At 45.2% G+C, this 25,054-nt stretch carries 26 protein-coding genes, 1 tRNA gene, 1 other RNA gene, 2 pseudogenes and 1 riboswitch; of the genes and pseudogenes, 4 read left to right on the top strand and 26 right to left on the bottom strand.

Features of this window, described 5'->3' with window-relative positions; translation table 11 throughout:
• Positions 1 to 344 precede the first annotated feature (344 nt).
• From OCV70_RS18135 to OCV70_RS18125, 3 genes are read right to left on the bottom strand one after another with little or no spacing between them, the layout of a single operon-like run.
• Positions 345 to 1,058, bottom strand: coding sequence for a CvpA family protein (locus OCV70_RS18135; protein WP_021924799.1), 714 nt, complete (start codon positions 1,056 to 1,058; stop codon positions 345 to 347).
• Between the two features lie 10 nt (positions 1,059 to 1,068).
• Positions 1,069 to 2,313, bottom strand: a complete 1,245-nt coding sequence (locus tag OCV70_RS18130; protein WP_021924798.1) for a DUF5711 family protein — start codon at positions 2,311 to 2,313, stop codon at positions 1,069 to 1,071.
• 58 nt (positions 2,314 to 2,371) lie between these two features.
• A complete protein-coding gene (locus OCV70_RS18125; RefSeq protein ID WP_262579969.1) occupies positions 2,372 to 3,742 on the bottom strand; it encodes a LysM peptidoglycan-binding domain-containing protein in 1,371 nt (456 codons plus the stop codon).
• A gap of 159 nt (positions 3,743 to 3,901) precedes the next feature.
• Between OCV70_RS18125 and yyaC the strand changes: the two genes are divergently transcribed.
• Positions 3,902 to 4,435, top strand: a complete 534-nt coding sequence (yyaC, locus tag OCV70_RS18120) for a spore protease YyaC (RefSeq protein ID WP_021924796.1) — start codon at positions 3,902 to 3,904, stop codon at positions 4,433 to 4,435.
• Positions 4,436 to 4,554: 119 nt separating this feature from the next.
• Here yyaC and OCV70_RS18115 read toward each other — a convergent pair whose 3' ends face one another.
• The 8 genes from OCV70_RS18115 to OCV70_RS18080 all read right to left on the bottom strand — a co-directional run bounded on the left by OCV70_RS18115 (position 4,555) and on the right by OCV70_RS18080 (position 12,232).
• Positions 4,555 to 5,493, bottom strand: a complete 939-nt coding sequence (locus OCV70_RS18115; RefSeq protein ID WP_021924795.1) for a transketolase family protein — start codon at positions 5,491 to 5,493, stop codon at positions 4,555 to 4,557.
• Positions 5,481 to 6,320, bottom strand: a complete 840-nt coding sequence (locus OCV70_RS18110) for a transketolase (protein ID WP_021924794.1) — start codon at positions 6,318 to 6,320, stop codon at positions 5,481 to 5,483. The genes OCV70_RS18115 and OCV70_RS18110 overlap by 13 nt, the downstream gene beginning before the upstream one ends.
• 74 nt (positions 6,321 to 6,394) lie before the next feature.
• Entirely contained in the window at positions 6,395 to 7,048 is a 654-nt protein-coding gene (fsa, locus tag OCV70_RS18105; RefSeq protein WP_021924793.1) for a fructose-6-phosphate aldolase, read from the bottom strand.
• 272 nt (positions 7,049 to 7,320) lie between these two features.
• Positions 7,321 to 8,439, bottom strand: coding sequence for a LacI family DNA-binding transcriptional regulator (locus OCV70_RS18100; RefSeq protein ID WP_021924792.1), 1,119 nt, complete (start codon positions 8,437 to 8,439; stop codon positions 7,321 to 7,323).
• Positions 8,440 to 8,471: 32 nt separating this feature from the next.
• Entirely contained in the window at positions 8,472 to 9,068 is a 597-nt protein-coding gene (recR, locus tag OCV70_RS18095; RefSeq protein ID WP_021924791.1) for a recombination mediator RecR, read from the bottom strand.
• A complete protein-coding gene (locus OCV70_RS18090; RefSeq protein WP_021924790.1) occupies positions 9,068 to 9,424 on the bottom strand; it encodes a YbaB/EbfC family nucleoid-associated protein in 357 nt (118 codons plus the stop codon). Before OCV70_RS18090 ends, recR begins: the two co-directional genes overlap by 1 nt.
• 76 nt (positions 9,425 to 9,500) lie before the next feature.
• Positions 9,501 to 11,120: a DNA polymerase III subunit gamma/tau gene (gene dnaX, locus OCV70_RS18085; protein WP_262579968.1), complete on the bottom strand. Its 1,620-nt coding sequence runs from the start codon at positions 11,118 to 11,120 to the stop codon at positions 9,501 to 9,503.
• Between the two features lie 29 nt (positions 11,121 to 11,149).
• A complete protein-coding gene (locus OCV70_RS18080) occupies positions 11,150 to 12,232 on the bottom strand; it encodes a 6-phosphofructokinase (protein ID WP_021924787.1) in 1,083 nt (360 codons plus the stop codon).
• A 264-nt stretch (positions 12,233 to 12,496) separates the two neighbouring features.
• Here OCV70_RS18080 and ffs point away from each other — a divergent pair.
• Positions 12,497 to 12,754: signal recognition particle sRNA large type (gene ffs / locus OCV70_RS18075), an RNA gene on the top strand.
• A gap of 161 nt (positions 12,755 to 12,915) precedes the next feature.
• On the opposite strand, the gene OCV70_RS20015 is transcribed toward ffs, so the two are convergent.
• The 6 genes from OCV70_RS20015 to OCV70_RS18055 form a co-directional block, all read right to left on the bottom strand.
• The gene (locus tag OCV70_RS20015) at positions 12,916 to 13,143 is read right to left on the bottom strand and encodes a DUF6783 domain-containing protein (protein ID WP_117855238.1); all 228 of its coding nucleotides are present in this window, start codon (positions 13,141 to 13,143) and stop codon (positions 12,916 to 12,918) included.
• Positions 13,144 to 13,179: 36 nt separating this feature from the next.
• Positions 13,180 to 13,617, bottom strand: a complete 438-nt coding sequence (locus tag OCV70_RS18070; RefSeq protein WP_021924476.1) for a GatB/YqeY domain-containing protein — start codon at positions 13,615 to 13,617, stop codon at positions 13,180 to 13,182.
• Between the two features lie 31 nt (positions 13,618 to 13,648).
• Positions 13,649 to 13,831 carry a DUF6783 domain-containing protein gene (locus OCV70_RS20010; RefSeq protein ID WP_317259484.1) on the bottom strand — a complete coding sequence of 61 codons (183 nt, stop codon included), beginning with the start codon at positions 13,829 to 13,831 and terminating at the stop codon, positions 13,649 to 13,651.
• Positions 13,832 to 13,857: 26 nt separating this feature from the next.
• On the bottom strand, positions 13,858 to 14,367 hold the full coding sequence (gene tadA / locus OCV70_RS18065; protein ID WP_021924477.1) for a tRNA adenosine(34) deaminase TadA: 510 nt from the start codon (positions 14,365 to 14,367) through the stop codon (positions 13,858 to 13,860).
• A 54-nt stretch (positions 14,368 to 14,421) separates the two neighbouring features.
• Positions 14,422 to 15,765, bottom strand: a complete 1,344-nt coding sequence (locus OCV70_RS18060; protein ID WP_262579967.1) for an MATE family efflux transporter — start codon at positions 15,763 to 15,765, stop codon at positions 14,422 to 14,424.
• Between the two features lie 188 nt (positions 15,766 to 15,953).
• Complete coding sequence (locus OCV70_RS18055) at positions 15,954 to 17,246, bottom strand: DUF6128 domain-containing protein (RefSeq protein ID WP_021924479.1); 1,293 nt, start codon at positions 17,244 to 17,246, stop codon at positions 15,954 to 15,956.
• Positions 17,247 to 17,408: 162 nt separating this feature from the next.
• Here OCV70_RS18055 and OCV70_RS18050 point away from each other — a divergent pair.
• Positions 17,409 to 17,482: transfer RNA gene (locus tag OCV70_RS18050), tRNA-Pro, on the top strand.
• Between the two features lie 96 nt (positions 17,483 to 17,578).
• Here OCV70_RS18050 and OCV70_RS20005 read toward each other — a convergent pair.
• From OCV70_RS20005 to OCV70_RS20000, 9 genes and pseudogenes are all read right to left on the bottom strand, one after another.
• On the bottom strand, positions 17,579 to 17,815 hold the full coding sequence (locus OCV70_RS20005; RefSeq protein ID WP_334292276.1) for a tyrosine-type recombinase/integrase: 237 nt from the start codon (positions 17,813 to 17,815) through the stop codon (positions 17,579 to 17,581).
• 371 nt (positions 17,816 to 18,186) lie between these two features.
• A complete protein-coding gene (locus OCV70_RS18040) occupies positions 18,187 to 19,362 on the bottom strand; it encodes an ATP-binding protein (protein WP_117855227.1) in 1,176 nt (391 codons plus the stop codon).
• Between the two features lie 95 nt (positions 19,363 to 19,457).
• Positions 19,458 to 20,117, bottom strand: a complete 660-nt coding sequence (locus tag OCV70_RS18035; protein WP_117855224.1) for a hypothetical protein — start codon at positions 20,115 to 20,117, stop codon at positions 19,458 to 19,460.
• Entirely contained in the window at positions 20,114 to 20,383 is a 270-nt protein-coding gene (locus OCV70_RS18030; RefSeq protein WP_243000461.1) for a hypothetical protein, read from the bottom strand. The genes OCV70_RS18035 and OCV70_RS18030 overlap by 4 nt, the downstream gene beginning before the upstream one ends.
• The gene (locus tag OCV70_RS18025; protein ID WP_243280864.1) at positions 20,380 to 20,964 is read right to left on the bottom strand and encodes a substrate-binding periplasmic protein; all 585 of its coding nucleotides are present in this window, start codon (positions 20,962 to 20,964) and stop codon (positions 20,380 to 20,382) included. Before OCV70_RS18025 ends, OCV70_RS18030 begins: the two co-directional genes overlap by 4 nt.
• Before the next feature lie 99 nt (positions 20,965 to 21,063).
• Positions 21,064 to 23,253: a hybrid sensor histidine kinase/response regulator gene (locus tag OCV70_RS18020; RefSeq protein WP_117855222.1), complete on the bottom strand. Its 2,190-nt coding sequence runs from the start codon at positions 23,251 to 23,253 to the stop codon at positions 21,064 to 21,066.
• Positions 23,254 to 23,418: 165 nt separating this feature from the next.
• Positions 23,419 to 24,474: pseudogene (locus OCV70_RS18015) on the bottom strand (sensor histidine kinase); the annotation flags it as partial.
• A 50-nt stretch (positions 24,475 to 24,524) separates the two neighbouring features.
• Positions 24,525 to 24,701, bottom strand: a complete 177-nt coding sequence (locus OCV70_RS18010; RefSeq protein WP_021924521.1) for a hypothetical protein — start codon at positions 24,699 to 24,701, stop codon at positions 24,525 to 24,527.
• Positions 24,683 to 24,758, bottom strand: a riboswitch (cyclic di-GMP riboswitch). (Overlaps the previous gene by 19 nt.)
• A 178-nt stretch (positions 24,759 to 24,936) precedes the next feature.
• Positions 24,937 to 25,002 (bottom strand): annotated as a pseudogene (locus OCV70_RS20000) (hypothetical protein); the annotation flags it as partial.
• On the opposite strand from OCV70_RS20000, the gene OCV70_RS19995 reads away from it, so the two are divergent.
• A partial coding sequence (locus tag OCV70_RS19995) for a DUF6783 domain-containing protein (protein ID WP_317259485.1) occupies positions 24,997 to 25,054 on the top strand: 58 nt, incomplete at its 3' end. The pseudogene OCV70_RS20000 and the gene OCV70_RS19995 overlap by 6 nt on opposite strands.

Below are 25,054 nucleotides of genomic sequence, written 5' to 3'. Positions count from 1 at the left end.
ACTCAAGACAACCAACTAGCTTAGTTATCTCTCGTCATTACTGTTATAAAAAGTTCATTCTTTTGAATGATGATTCGTTAAGAATTTTCGAGAATCGTATGTGTTTCACTGTTTAGTTATCAAGGTTGTTTATCTGTCGTTGTCTGTCCGACAGCTTGTTTATATTAACACAACTGTTTTCGTTTGTCAACAACTTTTTTTAATTTTTTTGAAACTTTTTTAATTCGTTTCAAAAAGAAATCCCGCTTCCTCAGAAGCGAGATTCAGTATATCATCGGAGTCCGGTTTCGTCAACCCCTTTTTTCAATTTTTTTTATTTTTTTGCATTTTTTGACATTTCAGGCTCAATTACCGTAAAAAACGCTCATGAATACCTTAACAAAAACGTTCTGGCTATACAGGAAATTAAGGAATGCATCCTGCTGGATCAGTGCCATTCCCTGCTGTCCAAGTGTTGTATTGCACAATAAGGTAAGCACCAGGAAAGCGATCCAGATAAAGATGATGCATTTGATCCCTCCGACAGCGGCACCAGCAATCTTATTAATGCCGTTGATCACCGGAAGCTTTGTCAGAACATTCAGAATAAATCCCAGCAGCTTGATCACTGCGGCAGAAAGCACAAAAGAAATCAAAAAAGAAATTCCGTTTACCGCCATCACAGCCAGCGAGTCAGAAATATACTCTGTAAATGTACTGACTGCCAGATAGCGGTATGTCTCTGCCGTATTATTTTCCACCAGGGCATTTTTCAGAAGGTCTGGAAGCTCCATATTCTCCATTACCTGATTCTGCTCTTCCTTATCCAGTGTTTTCTTATTGCCGATCTGTTCGGACACCAGTGTCTGGCATTTGTCCTGAATGGTATCGTAAACAGGGGTATATTCTTTTACAAAGGTATTCACATATGGATTGACCGCCCACACAAGAAGAAAGGAGATCAGCATAAAAAATACTGATACGATTTCTTTGACAAATCCCTTCCGAAATCCCATGATACAGGCCGCCGCGATTAGCGCCAGTACAGCAATGCCAAGCCAGGTCCAGCTTATATCCATTTTGTTCTCCTTAGCTGAGTTTTATCACATTTACCCCTGTGTCCATGACCAGGAGATATTTGTTCCATCCTAATTTGAAGAAATCCCTAACGGTACCGTCAATATTTCCAAAATATTTCTCAGTGCCATTCTGGTTCAGCACGCAAATCTGTGAACTGTTGTACATGATAATATATCCATCGCTCATCCGGATGGTAGTATATGGAATATTAAAATCCTTGCTGAACTTCAGTTTTCCGTCAGTGGCGTAGACCTGCATGGTGTATTGTTTATCTTTGCTGTCATTTTTAAATACCAGGCCGATGTTGTTTTCATCATAAAAAGTACTGATGATCTCATTCTCAACCTGAACCGTCTTCAGCTCCTTGGGAATCTGTCTGCCGGAATACAGTGTGAAGCCGTCATCCCGCAGTGCCACTGCATTGCTTCCAAGATACTGGATCTGGGGAACAACCACGCCATCATAAGTATAACCGCTGACAATACGGTCATCCTCATTCTGGCCAACCTCTCCAAAATTGTAGAATGCCACGTAGCTGGTAGTCTCACTGCTGTCTACAAACTGATAAGCCACCATCATGACAACTCCGTTCTCCGCCAGTGCCACATCCATAGGATATCCAGGATCCTGGATATTCGTCTGGTTTTCTGCGATCAGACTTCCGTCCAGATTGTAAAAATTGATCCAGGTGTGATCTCCTCCATCCAGAATTGCTGCTGCCATTCCGTTTTTGGATACCTTTGCCTTGATAATACTGTAGGATGTGGAAACCGTTCCGGTGACTCCATTTTGGTCTACAAATACCATAGAGGTTCCATCTATGTCTGCAATAACAGCACGGTCGCCGCACACATCTGCCACCGGGTTCTGCATGTCATAAGCCTGTGACCAGATCGTATCCAGCTTCGTGTTCACCAGCGATACTTCGTCGGAGCTGTACCTCAGGATCTTGCCCGACAAATTGGTATACTGCGTGGATACGGTGTCTTCCTGTTCACTGGCGGCCTGTACCTTATAGCTATGATAGCTTCGTTTTTCGAGGAAAAGAAAGCCCAGCAAAACTACCAGTCCCACTGCAAGCACGGCAGCCACAGGCCTTAGCACGGCTTTTCTTTTCCTCAGAGCAGATTTAAACTTCCTTCGGACAGATGCACTGCTCCTTGTACCGGACTGTGCCTTCTCCAGACGGCGTTTCTCTGCCAGGAGACGTTTCCGCCTCAGTTTCTTTCTGATATTTTTGAATGTATTTGCCATAATTTAACCTTGCCTTGTATTTTCTAGCTTACATGCATTTCGATTATAACACATCCTGTTATGGTAATACAATCATTTGCCCAGGATAAATCACCTGGTTTTCCTTAAGATTGTTCAGGCGGCAGATTTCCGAAATTGCATCCATATTCCCGTAATGAGAAATGCTGATCTGGTACAGGGTATCTCCAGGCTTTATGATATAGGTTTCATAAGCGCTGTCTGATGATGCCTGGGCAGAAGGCGTCAGCTGAACCTGACTCTCCTCCTTTTTCGCTTTTCGCTCATCTGCCTCCTGGGAAAATTTATCTTCGCTCACAGTCTCCTGGCTTTCTTCAGCACTGGCAGAATCCGCAGCAGCAGACGCTCCTGTCTCCTTGGTATCTGTTTCCTGTACATCAGCTTCTTCTGTCCCATTTTCCGCACCAGGCTGAATGGTCGGAGTGATCTGCAGGCTTTCCTCTGGCTGCTCATCTGTTTCTTCCGGTGCTTTCGTAATCTCTTCGATCCAGGTGATCTCCGGCGTTTTCGTCACTTCACGTACGGCATCTGCCTGATTGTCTTCACTTTCTTCTACCGTGTTGTCAGACATGACCGTAACAGTGGAATCCATAGAAGGCTCCGCAATGCGCATGTAATTTCTGTAAAAGCCTGCGCCTACAGCAAGGACGGCAAGCACCAGACAAGCTGTAGCCGCATAAGAAAAAACAGAGGTATGCTCCGTCTCCCTCTGGGGCTTTTCCTCTGTCTCTGGTGTTTTTTTATTTTTGATGATTTTACGGAAGGTGGTGACTGCCTCATCTCCCACAATTTCCGAAGCTCCCTGACCCATGTCTTTCGTTTTCTCAATCATGTATTCCTGCATGAGAGGATTTTTTTCGTAATAAATGTAATATCCTCTTTGCCGGATCATAAGTCCGTTTTCGTAAAAGAAAAAAGCCTCTTCTTTTTCTGCGGGTTCCATGAGCATCAGAACCTTTTCCCCGCCGAAATATCTTAAGTGGATGCGGGTCAGAAGCTCATCTGTTTCCATATACATCTGGGGGCGCGAAAAAAACCAGCCTGTAATTTCCTGTCCTGGAAAATATTTTGCCTGGTTTTCCTGAATCTTTGTCCATACTTTTTCCGAGAAATCAATATGATCCGCAGCAGCTTCCATATCTTCCACCATCAACGCTCCCCGGATGAAAAGATAGGTTATTCCGTTGTTCCATTTGGTGTCGCCGGTAAATACAGCCACACAGCCCTGTTCGTTTCCTGGACCGGTTTCGTTTCTGGCAAGTCTTGTGAGGAATGTATATACATAATCCTCAATGTAAATCCGGATATTCCCGGCAGTCAGACCGATCTGGCGTATATTTCTCGGCAGATTAAAAAGATTTTCCCCATTTTTTGCTTCCTGCTTCTCCTCCTTGTAAACGATCTCTATCATGATCACATCACCCCTTCGGGTATGAGCATATCATATGGAAAATGCAGATTTTAGCGTAATATAAGACCTGTTTCAGAGAATTTAACGACAGTTTTTGCAGAGTGCATAATTTTTTCAAAACTGGGATAAGATGGATTATAAAAAAGCAGGAGCGTTCATATGCCATTTTATATTAATACCCAAAACCAGGATTCTTCCAGAGAAATTGCCAGGGTTCTGGAAAAATGCATTCAGCGTCATAAAAAGGACTGGTCCGAAATTGTGTTTCTGTGTATCGGAAGCGACCGGGTAACAGGGGACTGTCTGGGGCCTTATGTGGGCTATCGTCTGAGCCAGTACCAGATTCCAGGAATTTTCGTCTATGGAACTCTGAATCAGCCTGTTCATGCCGTAAATCTATCCCATATAACGGACAGTATTGCAAGTGCCCATCCATCTGCCCTTGTGATTGCCATTGATGCCTCTCTGGGTGAAAAACGCCATCTGGGATATGTAAGTATCGGAAACGGCTCGCTCTACCCGGGTGCTGCCGTACAGAAGGATCTGCCGCCAGTAGGGGATATCTACATTACTGGAATCGTAAACATAGCCGGGATTCTGGAATACCTTACCTTACAGACAACACGCCTTTCCACAGTGATCACCCTTGCGGATACCATCACCCAGGGAATTCTTGGGAGCTTTTCCGCGTAAAGAAAAGTCCATAAATTTTTGCAGCATATAAAAAATGTCAGAGGCTTGCTCGAGTTGCCCCTGACATTTCTTCTGTGTATAATAATTTACAGCTTATTTTGCTTCATTCAAAAGTCCGATCAGATAAATGCTTTGATCTGTTTGTAGATGCCAGCTGCATCAAGTCCGTATTTCTCAAGAAGAGCAACAGCCGGACCGGACTCGCCGTAAACATCATTGATACCGATACGCTTCACCGGTACAGGAGCTTTCTCAGCAAGGCACTCGCATACAGCGCCGCCAAGACCGCCGATGATGGAATGCTCCTCAACAGTTACAACTTTACCAGTTTCTTTTGCTGCAGCTACAACAAGCTCCTCATCAAGAGGCTTGATGGTGTGGATGTTGATAACCTTTGCTTCGACTCCCTCTTCTGCAAGCTTAGCTGCTGCTTCAAGAGACGGAGCTACGCAAAGTCCGTTGGCAATGATGGTAAGGTCTTTTCCCTCGCGAAGAACGATTCCTTTACCAAGCTCAAATTTATAATCAGGATTGTCATTGATAACCGGAACAGCAAGACGACCAAATCTCATGTAAACAGGGCCTACATGCTCATAAGCAGCCTCTACCATAGCTTTTGCTTCAATGTCGTCTGACGGGCATGCTACAACCATTCCCGGGATTGTACGCATAAGGGCAAAATCCTCGCAGCACTGATGGGTAGCACCGTCCTCACCAACGGAAATTCCGCCGTGGGTAGCACCGATCTTAACGTTCAGCTTCGGATATCCTACAGAGTTGCGGACCTGCTCAAATGCACGTCCGGCAGCAAACATTGCAAAGGTACTTGCAAACGGTACCTTGCCTGTTGTTGCGATTCCGGCGGCAATTCCCATCATATTGCACTCTGCGATACCGCAGTCAATATGACGCTCCGGGAACGCTTTCTTAAAGATTCCGGTCTGTGTAGCTGCAGCAAGGTCAGCGTCCAGAACAACCAGATCATCATGTTTCTTTCCAAGTTCTACAAGAGCGTTTCCATAGCTTGCTCTGGTGGCAATTTTCTTTACTTCTGACATAATGCTTCACCTACCTTTTCCAAATCTGCCATAGCCTGTGCGTATTCTTCGTCATTCGGAGCCTTTCCATGCCAGCCAACCTGGTTCTCCATGAAGGAAACTCCTTTGCCTTTTACGGTTTTCATAACGATTGCGGTAGGCATTCCTTTGGTAGCCTTTGCTTCGTCAAAAGCAGCACGCAGCTGTGCCATATCATTTCCGTCTGCAACATTGATCACATGGAAATTAAATGCCTCAAATTTCTTATCGATCGGGTATGGAGAGCATACGTCCTCTACCTTACCGTCGATCTGAAGGCCGTTGTTGTCAACGATCACTACAAGGTTGTCCAGTTTTCTGGCACCTGCGAACATAGCAGCTTCCCATACCTGGCCTTCCTGGATCTCGCCGTCTCCAAGAAGTGTGTATACACGATAGCTGTCATTAGATAATTTTGCGGAAAGTGCCATTCCAACTGCAGCAGAGATTCCCTGTCCAAGAGATCCGCTGGACATGTCAACGCCTGGAATGTGCTTCATATCCGGATGTCCCTGAAGGTAAGATCCAAGGTGACGGAGTGTTACCAGATCTTCTTTCGGGAAATAGCCTCTCTGTGCAAGTACAGAGTACAGTCCCGGTGCAGTGTGACCTTTGGAAAGGACGAAACGGTCGCGGTCTGCTTTCTTTGGATCCTTCGGATCGATATTCATCTCCTCAAAATAAAGATATGTAAATACATCTGCTGCAGATAAAGATCCGCCCGGATGACCGGCTTTAGCAGCATGCAGTGCAGTTACGATGCCCTTGCGGACTTCGTTTGCAGTTTTCTGAAGCTCTAAATTCTCCATTATCAATTCTCCTTATTATTCCATGATACGCGGATTGCGACCTGTCTGTAAGTTCCCGCAATTCCAAGTATCAATTATTCACCAAATACAGCTTTGTAATCATTCTGGAATTTCACGATTCCGGCATCTGTCAGCGGATGATGTGTCATCTGCTCAAGTACCTTGAACGGTACAGTTGCGATGTCAGCACCAGCAAGTGCACACTGTGTTACATGCATTGGATGACGAACGCTTGCTGCGATGATCTCTGTGTCAATGCCTGCAACAGCAAACATGTCAGCAATCTGACGGATCAGCTCAACGCCATCTGTAGAGATATCATCAAGTCTTCCAAGGAATGGAGATACATAGGTAGCGCCTGCTCTTGCAGCAAGAAGTGCCTGGTTTGCGCTGAAGATCAGGGTTACGTTTGTCTTGATTCCTTCTTTGGAAAGAACCTTAACAGCCTTCAGGCCTTCGCATGTCATCGGAATCTTAACAACCATGTTCGGATGGATCTTTGCGATCTCACGTCCCTCACGGATCATTCCCTCTGCGTCTGTTGTAGTAGCCTTTACCTCACCGCTGATTGGTCCGTCAACGATCTCTGTGATCTCTTTGATAACTTCGTTGAAGTCTCTTCCCTCTTTTGCGATCAGGGATGGGTTTGTGGTTACTCCGCAGATGATTCCCATATCGTTCGCTGCTTTAATATCCTCTACTTTTGCTGTGTCAATAAAAAATTTCATGATCTTATCCTCCTGAATTTGTTTAAGCTTTTGCACATGTTTTTCACATGCTTTCATTATACCAGACTTCACTTGCAGGTCAAGACGGGGTGCTTTTTATTAATAAAAATTCAATTAATAATTCATCAAATTTATTAATATTTTCCAGGTTTGTCACTTACCCATCAATCTATTTTTTATAGTGTTTATCAGCTTTTGCAAAGTTTTTTCCATGTGTTTTTCCAGATTTTATTACTAATAATTTCGGTTGAATCATTTATTTAATCTTATTTTCATCCGTTTTTTTCCACTGTCGGCTCCAGCTTGTCCAGCCTTGCGTAGCCAGTGGTTTTGCGCACAATGATCTTGGGGTTATATTCAATATTGTACACGCTTGTGGGACGTATTCCCTCTCCGAAACGGTTGTCCGTATCGATCTTGCGGATGATAATATCGCAGGCATCACGGCCCTTCAATGCCACAAAGTGGTCTATAGTAGTTAGCGACACACGCCGGATCCCGGAATAGAAAATATTGTCGCAGCCGATCACCGATACATCCTTGGGCACACGCAGTCTGGCGTCCTGAAGCGCATCCACCGCACCGATGGCCATCATGTCATTCTGCCCTGCAATGGCGGTAAATCTGCTGCCATCCTCAAGAAGAGACCTGGTCAGGGCATAGCCCATGGAATACTCGGAATCCGTCCGGGGATTGCGGCGGTCTACCGACTCGTCTGCGGCCCGGATGATCACATGTCCGGCAAGCCCGGCTTTCTCAAACTCATGGACAAAGCCATCCACTCGCTTGGAACGCTGCCACTGCCTTCTGGTAAGAGGCGGGGTAATAAATGCCACATCCCGGTGTCCCAGGTCCAGAAGGTGCCTTGCCATCAGACGGCCCACTTCTGTGTTGTCCTGATTGATGGCATCTACGGTGCTGATCTTCTCCTTGTTGCTGATGATGACCAGCGGAATATCCCTTGCCATCTCCTCCACCTGGCTGATGTAGTCCGGGTGAGGATTGCAGGCATAAATGATTCCCTGGGGTGCCATTGCGCGGATCATCCGCAGATATTTCTCCTCAAGTCTTGCATCACGCTGGGTATTGCAGATGAAAACCCCATACCCCCGCTCATTCGCCACAGCCTCAATGCCCTGCAGAAGCAGCACATAATAAGGGCTTGTGATGGTGGGGCAGAATACAACGATCAGCTTCTCTTTTTTGTTTTCTTTTTTGCTTCTGTGCCCGGGAAGACGGTAGCCCAGCTCGCGGGCGGCATTTTCTACCTTTTCTACGGTCTCCCGGGAAAAAGAAACGTTATATTTGTGATTCAGCACCATGGAAACGGTAGCCTGGGAAACCCCTGCTTTCTCTGCTACATCGGATGAAGTCACTTTTTTTCGCGCCACAGGAAATCACCTCCCACCGTTTTCGTTCTGTGTCAAAGTTCTACGCGGCCCTCCAGTGCACGAAGAAGGGTTACCTCGTCAATGTATTCCAGGTCGCCGCCCACAGGCACGCCGCTTGCAATACGGCTTACCTTGATTCCAGTAGGCTTGATCAGCTTACTGATATACATGGCTGTGGTTTCTCCCTCCAGACTGGAGTTGGTGGCAATGATCACTTCCTTCACATCTCCCTGCAGACGCTGGATCAGCTCCTTCAGCTTGATGTCATCCGGGCCGATTCCCAGCATAGGGGAAATAGCTCCGTGAAGAACGTGATAAACGCCGTCAAACTTGCCTGTTTTTTCATAAGCAGCAAGATCCCTGGTGTTCTCCACTACCATAATGGTGCTGTGGTCACGCTTGGGATTGCTGCAGATCGGGCACATTTCCTTATCTGTCAGGGTGTAGCAGCACTTGCAGTACTGTACATTGGTCCTGGCATCTGTGATGGCGCCTGTCAGCTGCTGCACCTGGTCCTTGGGCATATTCATAATGTGAAAAGCCAGGCGCTGGGCTGATTTCGCACCGATTCCAGGCAGATGGGAAAGCTGCTCGATCAGTTTGTTAATGTGACTGCTGTAGTATTCCATCAGAATGGAAGACCTCCGCCTAGTCCGCCAAGGCCGCCTGTCAGCTTGGACATCACAGCCTGGTTCTCCTGCTCAACCTTGCGAAGAGCTTCGTTGGTTGCCGCAACGATCAGATCCTCAAGCATTTCAATATCGTCCGGATCTACAACCTCTTCTGCAAGCTTTACTTTGGTTACTTCTCTCTTGCCGGAGATGGTTACCTCTACTGCTCCGCCGCCTGCAGCTGCAGTAAATTCCTTCTCCTCAAGAGCCTTCTGGTTCTCTTCCATCTGACGCTGCATTTTCTGCGCCTGTTTCATAAGATTATTCATATTTCCCGGCATTCCCATGCCCGGAAAACCTCCACGCTTTGCCATTACACATTCCTCCTGAATTCAATATTTCCACACCGAAGTCCTACCGGGACAAATTTGTCCCGTCCCCCGGTATTTTTTATTCTTCCGGATCATCCGGATTTTCTTCCACCACTACATCCATATGGATATTCTCCCGGATCGCCTGGTCTACTGTTACCTGGGCAAGATTGGTGTGGTGGTGCTCTTTTGCCACTACCATTTTCAGTTCCACGGATTTGCCAGTCTGCGCCGCAATGATGGATTTCAGCTCATTCTCGGCTTCGGGATTGTCCACGTAGGTTTTGCCCAGGAAATCCTGAAACTCCACGTAAAGCACAGGCTCGCCTGTCTCACCATTGTACTTGGGGATGGCTTTCTGAAGCATCTGCTTGAAAATGCCGCTGGTCTGTCCTACAATTACCCGCCAGCTGGCTACAATCTTCTGCAGATCTTCTGGCGCGGCTTTCACCGGAGCCGCAGCCTTAGGTGCCGCCATTCCCGCATCCACGCCGCCTGAAACCGCTCCTGAACTTCCCTGCTGCACGATTACCTGCTGAACCGGGCGCTCATCCATACGCTGCTCCAGAACACGCAGACGGTCTAGAACGGAATCCAGATTGGTCTCCATGGCCGGACGGCACAGCTTGATCAGTGCGATCTCCACCAGAACACGTTTCTGGGTGGAATAGCGGATCTGGCTGGACAGATCAGAAAAAATACGGATGTAGCGCATCAGCGTCTCTACATCCACCATCTCACTTTCTTCCTGCAGAAGCTTCAGGTTCTCGGAAGAGACGTCAATGGCCTCTTCCGGGTTCTCGGACGTTTTCACAAGGAGAAGATTACGCATGTACCAGGTAAAATCTCCTACAAACTGTCCAAGCTCCCTTCCGCCTATGATCAAATCCTCCAGAGTGCGGATGGCCGAGGTCACATCCCCCTTAAGGACCTGGCGCAAAAGTTTGCTGAACACTTCTGTGTCAACTGCGCCAAGCACTTCCAGAACCTTGTCATAGGTCAGGGTCTGTCCCAGATAAAAGGCAATGCACTGGTCAAGAAGACTTAAGGCGTCTCGCATGGAGCCGTCTCCTGCCTTCGCAACGTAGCGGACTGCCTTCTCCTCCGCCTCCACATTCTCGATTTTCAAAAGCTCATCCAGTCTTGCCGCAATGGTGTCAATGGAAATACGGTGAAAATCGTATCTCTGGCATCTGGACAAAATGGTGATCGGGATCTTGTGTGCCTCTGTGGTTGCAAGAATGAAGATAACATAAGACGGAGGTTCCTCCAGTGTTTTCAGAAGAGCATTGAATGCTCCTGTTGAAAGCATGTGAACCTCGTCGATAATGTATACCTTATAGTTTCCTTCTGTAGGGCGATAGGCCACTTCCTCGCGGATTTCACGGATGTTGTCCACACCGTTGTTGGATGCGGCATCGATCTCGATCACGTTCATCGAGGTGCCGGCCTGTATCGCCTTACACATTTCACATTCACCACAGGGGCTTCCATTTACCGGGTGCTGGCAGTTTACTGCCTTCGCCAGTATTTTTGCAACGGTTGTCTTACCGGTTCCTCGGGTGCCGCAGAACAGATAGGCGTGTCCGATACGGTTCGCCTTGATTTGATTGGTCAGCGTGGTCACAATGTGATCCTGGCCCTTGACATCATCGAAATTATCCGGTCTGAACTTCCGGTATAGAGCAGTATAGCTCATTTATGGAAACTCCTTTCTGAAAAGCAGAATCAGTCGCCGAAGCTGATACCGATCTGTTTTGCAGCTTTGACAGTCTGGTCTTTTGGAGAAACCATCTTAAGCTTGCCGGCACACTCTTCAAGAGGAACTCTCTTGATCTTGCCGTTTACAACACCGATCATGATACCATACTCTCCGTCAAGGATAGCTTCAGCAGCACCTGCTCCGATTCTTGTGGAAAGCACGCGGTCGTATGCGCACGGTGCTCCTCCACGCTGTGTGTGTCCCGGAACTGTGATGCGGACTTCTGATCCAAGCTCCTGGGTAATCTTGTCTGCGATTTCATAAGATACGGAAGGATACTTCTTTGCACGGTCTTCCAGTTTCTTCTTGTAGTCTTTCTTGGAAAGCAGAGCGTCTTCCTTGGAAATGGCACCTTCTGCCACAGCAAGGATGGTGAAGCGCTTGCCTGCCTTGGATCTCTTCTGGATAGCTGCAACTACTTTCTTGATGTCATAGGGAATCTCCGGGATCAGGATAATATCTGCTCCGCCTGCGATTCCTGCATGCAGGGTAAGGCTTCCTACCTTGTGTCCCATAACCTCTACGATGAATACGCGGCCGTGGGAAGCTGCTGTTGTGTGGATGCAGTCGATTGCGTTGGTCGCAATGTTTACTGCACTCTGGAAGCCGAATGTCATGTCTGTTCCCCAGATATCATTGTCGATGGTCTTCGGCAGATGGATGATATTCAGGCCTTCCTCGCGTAAAAGGTTGGCTGTCTTCTGGGTTCCGTTGCCGCCAAGGATTACCAGGCAGTCCAGACAGAGCTTGTAGTAGGTCTGCTTCATTGCTTCTACCTTATCCAGACCTTTCTCATCCGGTACACGCATAAGCTTAAACGGCTGTCTGGATGTTCCAAGGATAGTTCCTCCCTGTGTAAGGATTCCGGAAAAGTCCTTGGATGTGAGCATACGGTATTTGCCGTAGATCAGTCCTTTGTATCCATCGTCAAATCCGTAAACCTCCAGATCATCGATGCTGTTGGTGAGTCCCTTTACTACTCCGCGCATGGTGGCATTCAGGGCCTGGCAGTCACCGCCGCTTGTTAATAAGCCGATTCTTTTAATCATAGTACCCTCCATTTCTGTGTCTTTGGCAAACAGGCGCCGTCGCTTCCGGCGTCTGTGCGGTCCTTATGAACCTTTTTGCACACACATTTTAATGCTTGGATTTAATTATATAATATTTCGTGGGCTGACACAACAAGGAATTTGTCTAGCGCGGCTGGATTCTTCCTCCATATGCGGCAAAAGCCAGAGAAAAACCAGATTTATGAAAGGGAAAATGTGCAAATCTATTGACAAATTTTCGTTTGTCCCTTATAATTAAATTCAGCGCAGCCGGGGAGATAGCGGTGCCCTGTACCTGCAATCCGCTACAGCAGGGGTGATGCCAATCTGAGGCTTGTATCTTGTGGAGCTGCCCTTTATAAGTGGCGTTGACGTTTGGGTCTTACGCAACAGGACTCTATGAACCGTGTCAGGACAGGAATGTAGCAGCACTAAGTAGAATCTCCTGTGTGCCGTGAGGGTGCCTGGGCTGAGTTAACTGTAGAGGTAACGTCTGTGAGACCATTCCGAAGTGCGGCGCGCGTAATAAAGAAAGTTGTGGAACGTCTGAGAGGACGTTCTTTTTTTGTGCATTTTGTCAAGACGGACGATTTCCCCCTGGTGAAGCAGTACAGACAACGGTGAATTTCGGGGGGATGCTCCGTCGCCTAACTGTCTGTACTGCCATCCCAGGGGAAATCTGGTCAATAAAAAAGATACATAAATGAAAGGAATGCACTCGCGTCCTTTACATCATGTACCTTTTTCAAACAGGCTCTAGAGCGTGTTTGAAAAAGGCTTTCTGCAAGATGTGCGTCACAATTTGTGGGAGATTTTGTCCGGATGAGGGCGCCGTAGCGGGCTACGGCAACTGAATTCGGGCAAAATATACCGCAAAGTGGGGCGTGCAGATTGCAGGAATGATTTTTCAAACAGGCTCTAGGATCTATCCGTATATTCTGCAAAAATTATTTGCAAAACTCAGCTACTACCTGGTTGATTACTTTGCCGTCTGCTTTGCCTTTCAGTTCCGGCATGATGGTCTTCATGATCTGGCCTTTGTTTCCGGAGGCGATGAGCTCGGCATGTTTTTCCTGAAGGTAAGCTTTGATCTCGGAAGCATCCATCAGCTTCGGAGCGTATTTAGCGATAACATCATATCTTGCCTGGTATTCATCCTTCAGATCCTGTCTGGATTCCGGGCAGGTGTCGATCTGCTCTTTTACAGATTTCAGTTCCTTGAGGATCACGCGATCAACCAGCTCGCTGCTGATATCATCACGGCAGCCCTCGTCAATTGCAACTTTCTTCACTGCTGAGATCAGGGAAGATACTGCGTCCTTTGTTACTTTATCCTTTGCTTTCATAGCAGCAACCATGTCTTTTCTTAATGCTTCAAGTTCCATTGTGTTTTCCTCCTGTCAATTTCGCCATCCTTTATTTCTCCTGAAATTCGATGGCTTTTCTAGAGCGTGTTTGAAAAAGGCTTTCTGCAAGATGTGTGTCACAATTTATGGGAGATTTTGTCCGGATGAGGGCGCCGTAGCGGGCTACGGCAACTGAATTCGGGCAAAATATACCGCAAAGTGGGGCGTGCAGATTGCAGGAATGCTTTTTCAAACACGCTCTAGTTCTTTACTATACCACTATTTTTCTGAATTTCCAACCTGTTCTGCCAGAGATTTTTTCAGCATTTTCTTCTTTTCCCGAAGCTCTTTGAAAAAATCGGACAGCATAGAGGAGCACTCTTCCTGCAAAACGCCGCGGATTACTTCCACCTTGTGGTTGAATCCGTCCATTTCCAGAAGATTCAAAACCGAGCCTGCGCATCCGGCTTTGGGGTTCATGCTTCCGATCACCACACGGTCAATGCGGGACTGCATCAGGGCGCCGGCACACATCTGGCAGGGCTCCAGGGTCACATACATGGTGCAGCCCTCCAGCCGCCAGTCTCCTAACTTTTTGCTGGCTTTCTTGATGGCATTCAGCTCGGCATGGGAAAGGGTGTTCTTGTCTGTATTTCTGCGGTTGTAGCCTCTTGCAATAATCTGTCCATCGCAGACGATCACGCAGCCGATTGGAACCTCTTCCAGGGCCCGGGCTTTTTTCGCCTGGCGGATGGCTTCTTTCATAAAACGTTCCTGATCTGTAAGCATAAAGTTCTCCTGTTGTGTGAAATGAAAAATGTTATCTGTAAAATGTGCGGCACATTAACCAAGCTCTGATTTTCTTCGCATCTTTTTCCAGTAATAGGTGACGCCCACAATGTCTGCCAGTGCCCATCCAATGGGAACGGATGCCCAGATTCCGGTGACGCCGATTGCCGGAACGGCGGACAAAGTATAAGCCAAGACCACACGGGTTCCAAGGGAAAGGATGGTAAGGATCACGGACATTCCAGGCATTTTTACTGCACGGTAATATCCATACAGAAGGAAAAGAAGTCCGATTCCAAAATAAAATGCGCCTTCAATTCGCAGATATCCGACACCAATGGAAATAATCTCCGTCTGGGATGCATTTACAAAAATGCCCATAAGCGGCGCGGCAAATGCACAGACCGCTGCGCTGATCACCAGGCAGAATACAAATGCAGCTGTTACCGCACTTTTGATTCCCTGAGAAATTCGCTTTTCTTTTCCGGCGCCGTAATTTTGGGCAATGAAGGTGGAAAATGCATTTCCAAAATCCTGTACCGGCATGTAAGCGAAAGAATCGATTTTTACCGCTGCTGCAAATGCTGCCATAACTGCGGTTCCAAAGCTGTTTACCCGGCCCTGGACCATGAGGATTCCAAAGTTCATAACGGACTGCTGCAGGCAGGTAAGAAAAGAGAGCTGGGCAATCTCACCCAGAACCCTTTTGTCAAAGTGCAGTTCTTCACGTGAAAGGCGAAATTCCGGGAAACGGATCAAGGTGTATACCGTAATTCCGATTCCGGATATGAACTGCGCAAGGACCGTTGCACCTGCGGCTCCTGCCACGCCCCAGCCAAGGCCAAGAACAAAGAGCAGATCAAGTACTATATTCAGGACAGTAGATACTGCAAGAAAAATCAGGGGGACGACTGAATTTCCCACAGCTCTTAGCAGTGCTGCAAAATAATTATATAAAAATGTGGCGCTGATTCCGGCGAATATGACCAGCAGGTAGGTCCGCATGTAGGGAACCACTTCTGCCGGCACCTGAAGGACTTTCAGGATCAGGGGCAAACCTGCGTAAACCAGAACATTGATCACCACAGTCATTGCCGCGATCAGGCCGAAGGAATGGAGAATTCCTTCTTTTAGCTTTTTGTGATCCTGCTCGCCGAAGCGGATGGAAAATACGGCACCGCTTCCCATACACATTCCAATCAAAATGGACGTCAGAAAGGTCATCAGGGTATAAGACGAGCCAACTGCGGCAAGGGCATTGGCTCCCAGATACCGTCCCACGATCAGGGTATCTGCGATATTGTAGCATTGCTGCAAAAAATTCCCGGCCATGAGAGGCAGGGCAAACAGCATCAGATTTCCGGTAATGCTGCCTTTTGTCAGGTCTCGTTGTTTCATTTCATTTTTTTCCTCATCTAATGCACACTTATTTCCCAGGGCAGGCAGATCGCAGGATTGTTTTTTTCAAACAGGTTCCAGGATAAAACGCACTGGGAATGCTTTTATTATAGGCAGTTCTGATGAGGATGTCAATTTTGGGGAAGTGCTCTTTTTGCCTGAAAAGTGTGTAAAAATGGTATTTTAAGTTAATGACAGACAGGCGGGTCAATGGAACGATACCAGTAGCCGCCTTTTCCTTTGGGGACTTTTATGAGCGGGCTTTCTTTAAAGCTTGGGAAGCCGAACATGCCTGCCATGAACTGTTCCTGCTGATCGTAGCTTCCGGGAACACCAAGGATGTACTTTCCGTTTTGACGGCGGCACAGGAGCAGATGTCCGAAGTTGTAATAGCCGTATTGCAGAAAGCGGTTGTTTCTAAGGCCGCATTGTCTTCTTGGGAAGTGTACCAGATCCTGGGGATGGATTTTCCAGCACTGGAACAGGTCGCCGTCTGCGAAGGGGCAGAAGGGCTGACCGAAGGGGAGGGAGTGTTTTTCGGGTTTGGAGTGGATGGACTGTATGTGGATTTCTTCGGTGGGGGACGGGACGTCTGAGGTCTGAGGTGCTGGATTCAGTTCGATTTCGGAACTTGTTTTGGGCTTTGGTTCTTGTAAAATAGTGTTGGTGCTGTCTGAAGAAGAATCTGGACTGCTTACGGGGACAGAAAGTTCTTCTGAAGCGTTTGCCGGAAGTATAGACTCTGCCGACAGAGCGTCACCAGGAATAGGTTCTGGCATATTTGCATGATTGCTTTCTGAATCAGTCTGGTTCGGATTGGTCGTAAATTCTTTGTTGCTTACTGATGCTGGCGGCTCTGTTTTGAAAGTATTGGTTTCTGTCTCTTCTGAAAATTCTACATTCTGCACTTCATCATTAGGTGTGACCTGGCCCAAAGCTTCTGCATTTTCTTTTTCCATCTCAGACTCAGGCACGTTTTCGGCGTCACTGTTATTTTCCATTTCGTTTTGAGGCGATTCTGGTTGAGCAGTTTCCTGTTTCGTTTCTTCCTGTTTATCCTCTTCTGACCTCTTTGTTTCTTCTCCAATTTTCATTTCTTTGAAATTTTCCGGACGGATTGCCTGGTCATCCCATTCTGTGCCGAAAAAGCCGCCGGATTTTGTCAGAATTACCATGCCGCCCATTTTGCCAAGGGCCGTTCCGGAATCTCCCATATTTAATGCATCTGTTTCAATCAGGCAATCAACCCGGTCCGTCTGCGTCATGCAGCTTCCGATGAGAATTCCATTCATCAGACCTTCCTTTCTCAGGAAGCAAAATACCCTGGCCTCTTCCTCTGCTGCCAGCCCTTCTACATGAAGATGAATTTCAATTGTACATATGGAATTTCGGACTTCAACCTTTATAAAACCGCAGTTGTTTTCCTTTTTTCCTTTGCGGTACTCATATACATATGCGATAAAACGGCGATATCCAGCCAAATGACGACCTCCCTGTCCTTTTTATAAGCATTTTCATTTCATTCATTAATGTATATGAAGCTGCGATTTATTCATTCATAAAATTTTTAAATTTTTTTGATTTTTTTCAAATTTTGTGTTGACAAGATGGCATTCTCTATGTATAATATTACTTGTCGTTGACGAAGTGTGGCTCAGTTTGGTAGAGCGCTGCGTTCGGGACGCAGAGGTCGTGGGTTCGAATCCCGTCACTTCGACTACTTGGCAGGGGCGCCGAAAGCCTTGAGAAATCAAGGGTTTCGGTGTTTTTTTATGCTTTTCCCCTTTTTTTCAAAAGTGTTCGTAAAGTCATTTTACGGATGTTCGTAAACTCCGCTTAAGGACTCTGCCTGTCTCTGTTTATGTGCTCTGTCAATATGTGTGTATATATTCATAGTTGTTACAATATCAGCATGACCTAACCATTCTTGAATATCCTTTGCTTTCCACCCCTGCTCATATAAAATACAAGCTGTTGAATGTCTCAAGTTGTGAAAGGTCAAATTGGAGTTTCCAAACATAGTCACCATCTTTTTATGATGTTTACTTATGAAATATTTCTTAACTACATAAAGGATAATAAAACAACATTTGGCATTTTATTATGCCAGATGGAAACACACGCATTTCAGCAAGGCATAATGAACAGTGTGCAGTCTTACATACAGTCAATTATCCCCGGATTATCTGATAAATGTGAGGAACAATATATATTCATTCATGATGCATGGTTGCTGAAATATAATTGTTGACTGGATTAATAATGATTTTAACATTCATTCACATAAACTTGCAGAAATAATATATCACGTATGTAATGTTATTTTAGCTGAACCGGTATCTGATGCAGAAACCAGTACAGCGAATATTAAGTAACCGCCATATACAATATACCCCCTTTATATGCCCTGTCTTTTTATTCCTACAAATCTTCGTGCAGTTTTACATCCCTATTATCTGCCATGCATTGTTTTAAGGCAACGATCATTTTTTCCGCATCCAGCGGCTTTGCAAGATGGACATTCATTCCTGCCAGCCGGCTGTTGATAATATCTTCTGCAAAGGCATTTGCGGACATTGCAATGATCGGAACCCTCATGGCATCCCTTCTTTTCATTTCCCTGATTGTCCTTGCCGCATCCAGTCCATTCAGCCTCGGCATCATAATATCCATATAAATTACCCCGAAATAATCTGGTTCAGATTTTTCGAAGATTTCAACTGCTTCCTTCCCGTCCGCTGCACATGTAACCTCCATACCGCTTTCTTCCAGTATACATCTGGCAATTTCCATGTTCAGCTCATTGTCTTCCACAACCAATGCTCTCATGCCTTCCACTGAATAATCATCAAGGCTTACCGACTTGTCTGATAAATTACTGTTTTCATCCTGTGTGCCAATTTTGAACGGTATTTTTACAATAACTGTAGTACCAACACCAACTTTGCTCTTCAGTTCAATACTTCCATCCATCCTGTCCACAAGCTGCTTCGTAATTGCAAGCCCCAGTCCGGTGCCTTCATACCTGGATCTGCTTGTCTTGCTTTCCTGAGAGAACATATCAAAAGCATGGGCAATAAAATCTTCACTCATACCCACACCCTGGTCTTTACAGTAGAAAGCAAAAAATGCCCTGCCATCATCCAGAATTTCTTCCTTAACCCAGACCGTGATTACACTGCCCGCCTGACTGAATTTTATGGCATTGTCCAAAATATTCGACAGGATCCTGCCAAGATATACCGGATTTCCAATCAGAGCGATGTGGCTATATGTACCATTTTTCCAGTCAACCTCATACCGGATGCCTTTCTTTGCAGCCCGCTCATCATAAATCTGGTTCAGTTCCCGCAGTACTATTGTCAGATCAAACAAAAGCTGCTGGTCCTTCAAATCTCCGCTCTGTAGTTTATTCATATCCAGCACATCATTTACCAGAGATACAAGATATTTCAGAGATTCCATTGCCTTTTCTCTGATCTTCTGCTGCATCAGAAGATCATCTGCGTACTGATTTCCCATATTTACCATACCGATAATACCGTTCAGTGGTGTACGGATATCATGACTCATAGTTGCCAGAAACCTTGTTTTCATTTCGGCTTCCCGCTTTGCTGCTTCCGCTGCAAAGTTAAGATCCTCTTCACGTCTTTTGGAATCGCTGATACTACGGACCGTACATAAAACATGGGTTACATTCCCAGACTCATCCCGTTTTTTACAATAAAAATCATCCTGTGCCAGCTGCCATCACACATCCTGTATTCTGTAGAAATACATTCTTCCGTCTTCAATCTTGTGGAAAGTGTAGAAACATCCAGAAAAGGCCGTATCAGCGGACGGTATTCCGGTGCAACCATGGTATCACAAAGCTGATACAGCTTCTCCGATGCACATCCTCTGTTTCCTGTCAGTTTGTGTATTTCACTGTCATTTGATACCTCTTCAAAAAAATCTTTCTGCACATCAATCCTGTAGATAGAACAGTAGCTCTTGGCAATTGCCGAAATTATTTCATTGCTCAGCCGTGTCTCGTCCAGTGCCTGCTTTAACTGATTCTGGATCGTAGTTTCCTTTTCCATGATATCATCAATATGCCGGAAACCCACCAGTGCGAATAAATGTTTCTCATCCTGGTATATTTTGATTGCCTGTGCCTCAAAAAATTCATGCTGGTTCGGATTCGGTTTGCTTCTGTAATGGTAGGTAATGCGCTCCTTCCAGGAAAGCCGTTCCTTCAGATGCCCCGTCGAAACCCGGTCCTTAAATTCCTGTCTTTCTTTCCCATATAGATACTGAACCGCATATTGGTCAGCAGCATAATTGAAATTATCACACTGCTTCAGGTTCATTTTTTTGCGTTGGTTCCGTCATTCATATGGAGGATTTCAAAGGAATCGGTATTTAATTCAACATAATAGACAGCTGTAAAATCTCCACATATCTTGTCCAGAAGCCGTCTTTCCGCCATCTGTTCTTCCAGCGTACTTTTCAGTTTTCTGTTCCTCATATGTACCATTACAGTCAGGATGAGAAGCAGAACGATCAGCACGGCTATAAAAGCCAACGCAGCCACAGACTGCAGTTGCTTCGGAAATATATACTTAATTTCTGTCATAACAAAACCTCTGGTATATGATCTCTAAACACGCCAATATTTTTTCCCTCAAAAGAATCCAGATTTCCTGCTGTAAGATCCATATTTGAGGCATCCGTATAGATGTAATATTTCTCTTCCCCCATAGGCATATCAGAAAATAACATTTTTTCAGCACGTTCGTCTGTATAGGAAATGCCGCCAAGAATATCAATTTCTCCATTTTCCAGCTGTGTAAAGCAATCTTCCCAATTACCTGTCACGTATTCATAGGTCCATCCTGCGTAACCTGCAATGTCTTGAAGATACTCATAACCATAGCCTCTTCTTTCTCCCTTTTCATTGACTGTATTATAAGTTTCCTCAAAAGATCCTATCCGGATAACATGATCCGATTTTTCTTTAGCAGATGCGGAAACAGGAAAAACAGTCAAACATATCATTGTGCAAAATATAAAGTAACAAAGTTTGAAATTTCTTATATTCTGTACTAATTTGCACTTCTTCATCTTTCTCCCACCCTCCAGGCTACAGTCGCCTGCATCTAAACATTTTTGTACATCTTCCGCAAAAGCATTGGCGATCATTGCAATAATAGGCATTCCATTTCCTGTTTGATACCATCAAAATATCCGACAATTCCTATGTATCCATCTTTCTTTAAGGAAGACCATAAGGTATGCAGTTTCAGATCATACTTTTTAATTTATGCGGTTTTTATGATTTTTTGTCAGCAGTTTTGTGATCGTTCTTTTTAATAGCGGAATATCAATCGGCTTTCCAATATGTTCATCCATCCCGGCATCCAGACATGCTTTCCGATCCTCCTCAAAAGCATTTGCCGTCATGGCAATGATTGGGATCTTTTTGGCATCTTCACGTTCCAACATACGAATTGCTTTTGTTGCTTCCAGACCATCCATGACCGGCATCATCACATCCATGATGATGACATCATACTCATTCAGCTTGGAATTCTGAAATATTTCAAGTGCCTCTTTTCCGTTTTTCGCTTCTGTAATATTCAGATGCTCTTCTTCCAGTATTGCATGGGCGATCTCCATATTAATGGCATTATCTTCAACAAGAAGCACCCGCTTCCCTAGCAGATTCATACTCTGTGGGCAGCTGTCCTCCTGCGGATCATTGTTTTCAGCCAGATGATCTATCTCAAATGGAACCGTAAACGTAAACGTGCTTCCTACATTTTCTTCACTTTCCAGTTCTATCGTTCCACCCATCAGTTCAACAATATCTTTTACAATCGAAAGTCCCAGACCGGAGCCACTGAAGGTTGTAGTTGACAGTTTGCCCTCCTGCGCAAAAACATCAAACGCATGTTTTTGAAATTCTTCACTCATACCAAGACCGGTATCTGAACATACAAACCGAAAAACAGCCATATTCCCATCATCCGATAATTCTTCGCAATAAACATTCACGGTTCCATGAAAATGATTGTATTTAATCGCATTGGAAGAAAGATTCATTAAAACCCTGCTCAGATGTATCGGACTTCCAATCAAATATCTGTGGCGGATTGTACTTGCTTCCACGCCGCCTTCAAATCTTACACCATTTTCATAAGCACTCATTGCAACAACCGTCAGATTATTACTTAACAGCTCTGCCAGATCAAAGGATTTATGTTCCAACACAAGGGAACCGGATTCCAGTTTGCTGATATCCAGGACATTGTTGATCAGATTTTGCAGATATTCTGTGGACTGAAGTACCTTCTGCCTGCATTCACGTAATTTGACCACATCATTGTTATATTTTTCAGCGATATGGATCATCCCCACGATTCCGTTTAGCGGTGTACGGATATCGTGGCTCATACGCCTCAGAAAGGCTGTTTTTGAAAGATTCGCGCGATGAGCATCTTCCATGCTTGCCTTAAGTTGTTTCTGATACATGAGTTCCCGGGATTTTTCTTCCGTAATATCCCGGGCGACATAAAGCACATCCACAGCGTTTCCCTGTGCATCTCTGCTCTTTACAATAAATCTGGACAGCCGCCATTCTCCGTTTGCTCCCATAAATTCAATCGAAACAGAATTCGTATTGCGAAGTCTCTCTGCCAATGTATCAAAGTCAAGAAACTCTCTGTACTTTTCTCTCCACTCCAGGGCGGCAAATGCTGCTGGAAGCCTTTCCATAACATCATCAATTTTTCCCTTTTGTCCAAGGATTTTTTGCACAAGGTCATAACCTTCCAAAAGCTCATATGTCCGCTCTTTAACATTGGCATATATGATTGTTACATACAGCGTAGCAATTGCGGAAATAATCTCTGTCCTCTTTGTTGCCTCATCAAGAGCCTTTTTCAGCAGTACCGTAGTTTTCAGATTTTCCCTCACACATCCAAGATGCCCGCCAACATCAGACAGCAGTGTAATGGAAATCTCATTCTGTCCCAAATCAGGATTATCTACCCCGATGAATCCATTCATCTGATGATTGGCATAAATCGGCACTGCAATCAATGAACATATTTCCTGTGTTTTTAGCAATTCATATTCTTCCGGTTCAGAATATTTTGTTGCTTCCAGATCATGGATCACGATTACTTCCTTGTTTTCAAATCGTTTCACCCAGTTTGGCATCAAACTGACTGGGATTGCCTGAAGGTTGTCTATCTCTGGTGTCACTTCATCGGCACACCATTCAAATGTATTGCTCAGGCTGTCCTTCTGATCGGTTTCCCAGTCAAAAACATATACCCGGTCTGCCCCTGTATAGTTTCCGATTGCCTGCAGCAAAGAGTGAATGATTTCTGACAACTCCTGCTCATTTTCCACCTGATCCATAAGCGATATCTGATGCAGAATCGTATCCATGCTATGTAATTTTATTTGATAGAGTTCCTGAACATCTTTTGTTTTCATTTTTTATCCCCCGCGACCCCAATGGTATTCCACTAATTCATGAAATACCTCTACGAATCATTCTTTATCAAAATGTACATGTCTCAAAATTGTTTTTATAACTTCATCAATCACAATCGGCTTTGACAAATGTGCCTTCCGGATGAATTCTGAAAATCTCAACAGCAGTCTTTCCATATACTTCTTTACGATAGCCATTCCCAGTCCGGCTCCATGGTACTGCGTTCTCGCACCGGAATCTTCCTGTGCAAATTCCTCAAAAATTTCTTTTATAAATTCCTCACTCATTCCGATACCGGTGTCAGAGATGCAGTAATGCATATTTATATATCCATCCTCACTATTTTCCTGACAATGGGCTTCAAAAGTAATCGTCCCTCCATCCGGAGTGAACTTCACAGCATTACTCAGAATATTGACCAGCACATCACGCAGGCGGACAGAATCTGTGATACTTTTCACATCTGCCGGTACCGGATTGTATTTCACTTTTCCACTTTCCACGCGAGTCAGATCTAATACATCATTGATCAGTGACAGCAAATGTTCTGAACTTTCGTTAATCTTTTCCAGGCAGTTTCTCACCTCACCTGATGGGTTATTTTTTATTGCAATACCGGTAAATCCAATAATCGCATTCATCGGTGTCCTCATGTCATGGGACATGTGTGACAGAAATGCTGTTTTTGCCTTGTTTGCAGCCTGTGCATGTTCTGCCAGTTCCGCCATTTTCTTCGCATTCTGCTGGGCTGCCATCTGAGCTTTTTTCCTTGCACTGAGACGCATCATGATCACAGCCATAGTAGTCAGCAGCCATCCAAAAACAAGAAGAACCAAAACAGTAACAACAGGATGCAGACGGATCCAGTCAGCAAATGTCAGATATGTTGCTTTGTATGTAGTATACTGTGCCGCAAGATCTTCGACAAAATTTTCGGGCATGGCATACATTGCTTTCGTCAGAATACCAGCCATCGCATGGTTCTCTGTTGACGAAACTACCATGCGGTAGGTGAATGTAGGCTGTTCCAGCAGCGTATATGTCATGGTGCCCGTAGTGTCACTATTCACAAACGCCTGTGCCATGTAATAGTAGACGAAAGCAGCATTGGCTTTACCCTTACGGACAGCTTCCATCATTTCCTGTCGGGTACTGCACATCAGTTTTTCTGCACCGGGTGCCATTGCATCTGCAATGGAATTTGATGCGGTCTGGTCAATCCCTTATCAAATTTTTTATCCTAAATGTATTTTTTCGTTCCTGTGCTGACTTAATTTTCTTTCACATAACCGATTTCCTTTACACCTACATTTTTATCTGCTCCATTTTTATATTTTAGCAGCCACCAATTATTACCTGCCTGTTTTAGTTTCTTTTTGATCTCCAAAAATGAAAAAAGCATTGTCATTGCAGACAATGCATCTTTAACGTGGCAACTGGCTGCCATTTTACAGGCCCTATAGCTTTGCATCGCAGACTTTCATCTGTTTTGCCGATTTTCTTATTATAGCTTTTAAACGTATGAAAAAAAACTGATTTTATTATACTCTAATGCTCTACTGTATACAAGAAAAACATTACCGTTTTAACGCCTAAAAACAAAAAAAGAACAGCCGATACATATACTCGAACTGTTCTCCTACTTCCGAAGTCCACGCAGCATTGACATTACTGTTTCCTGCTCATTTGTACTCAGATTGTTCCATATCCCTAGAGCGTGTTTGAAAAAGGCTTTCTGCAAGATGTGCGTCACAATTTGTGGGAGATTTTGCCCGGATGAGGGCGTCGTAGCGGGCTACG

The sequence above is a fragment of the Blautia acetigignens genome, from assembly GCF_025566865.1.
GTDB classification, from domain to species: Bacteria; Bacillota; Clostridia; order Lachnospirales; family Lachnospiraceae; genus Blautia_A; species Blautia_A acetigignens.
The sequence above is the reverse complement of the archived record's forward strand: the minus strand, read 5'-3'. Positions and strand labels throughout refer to the sequence as shown.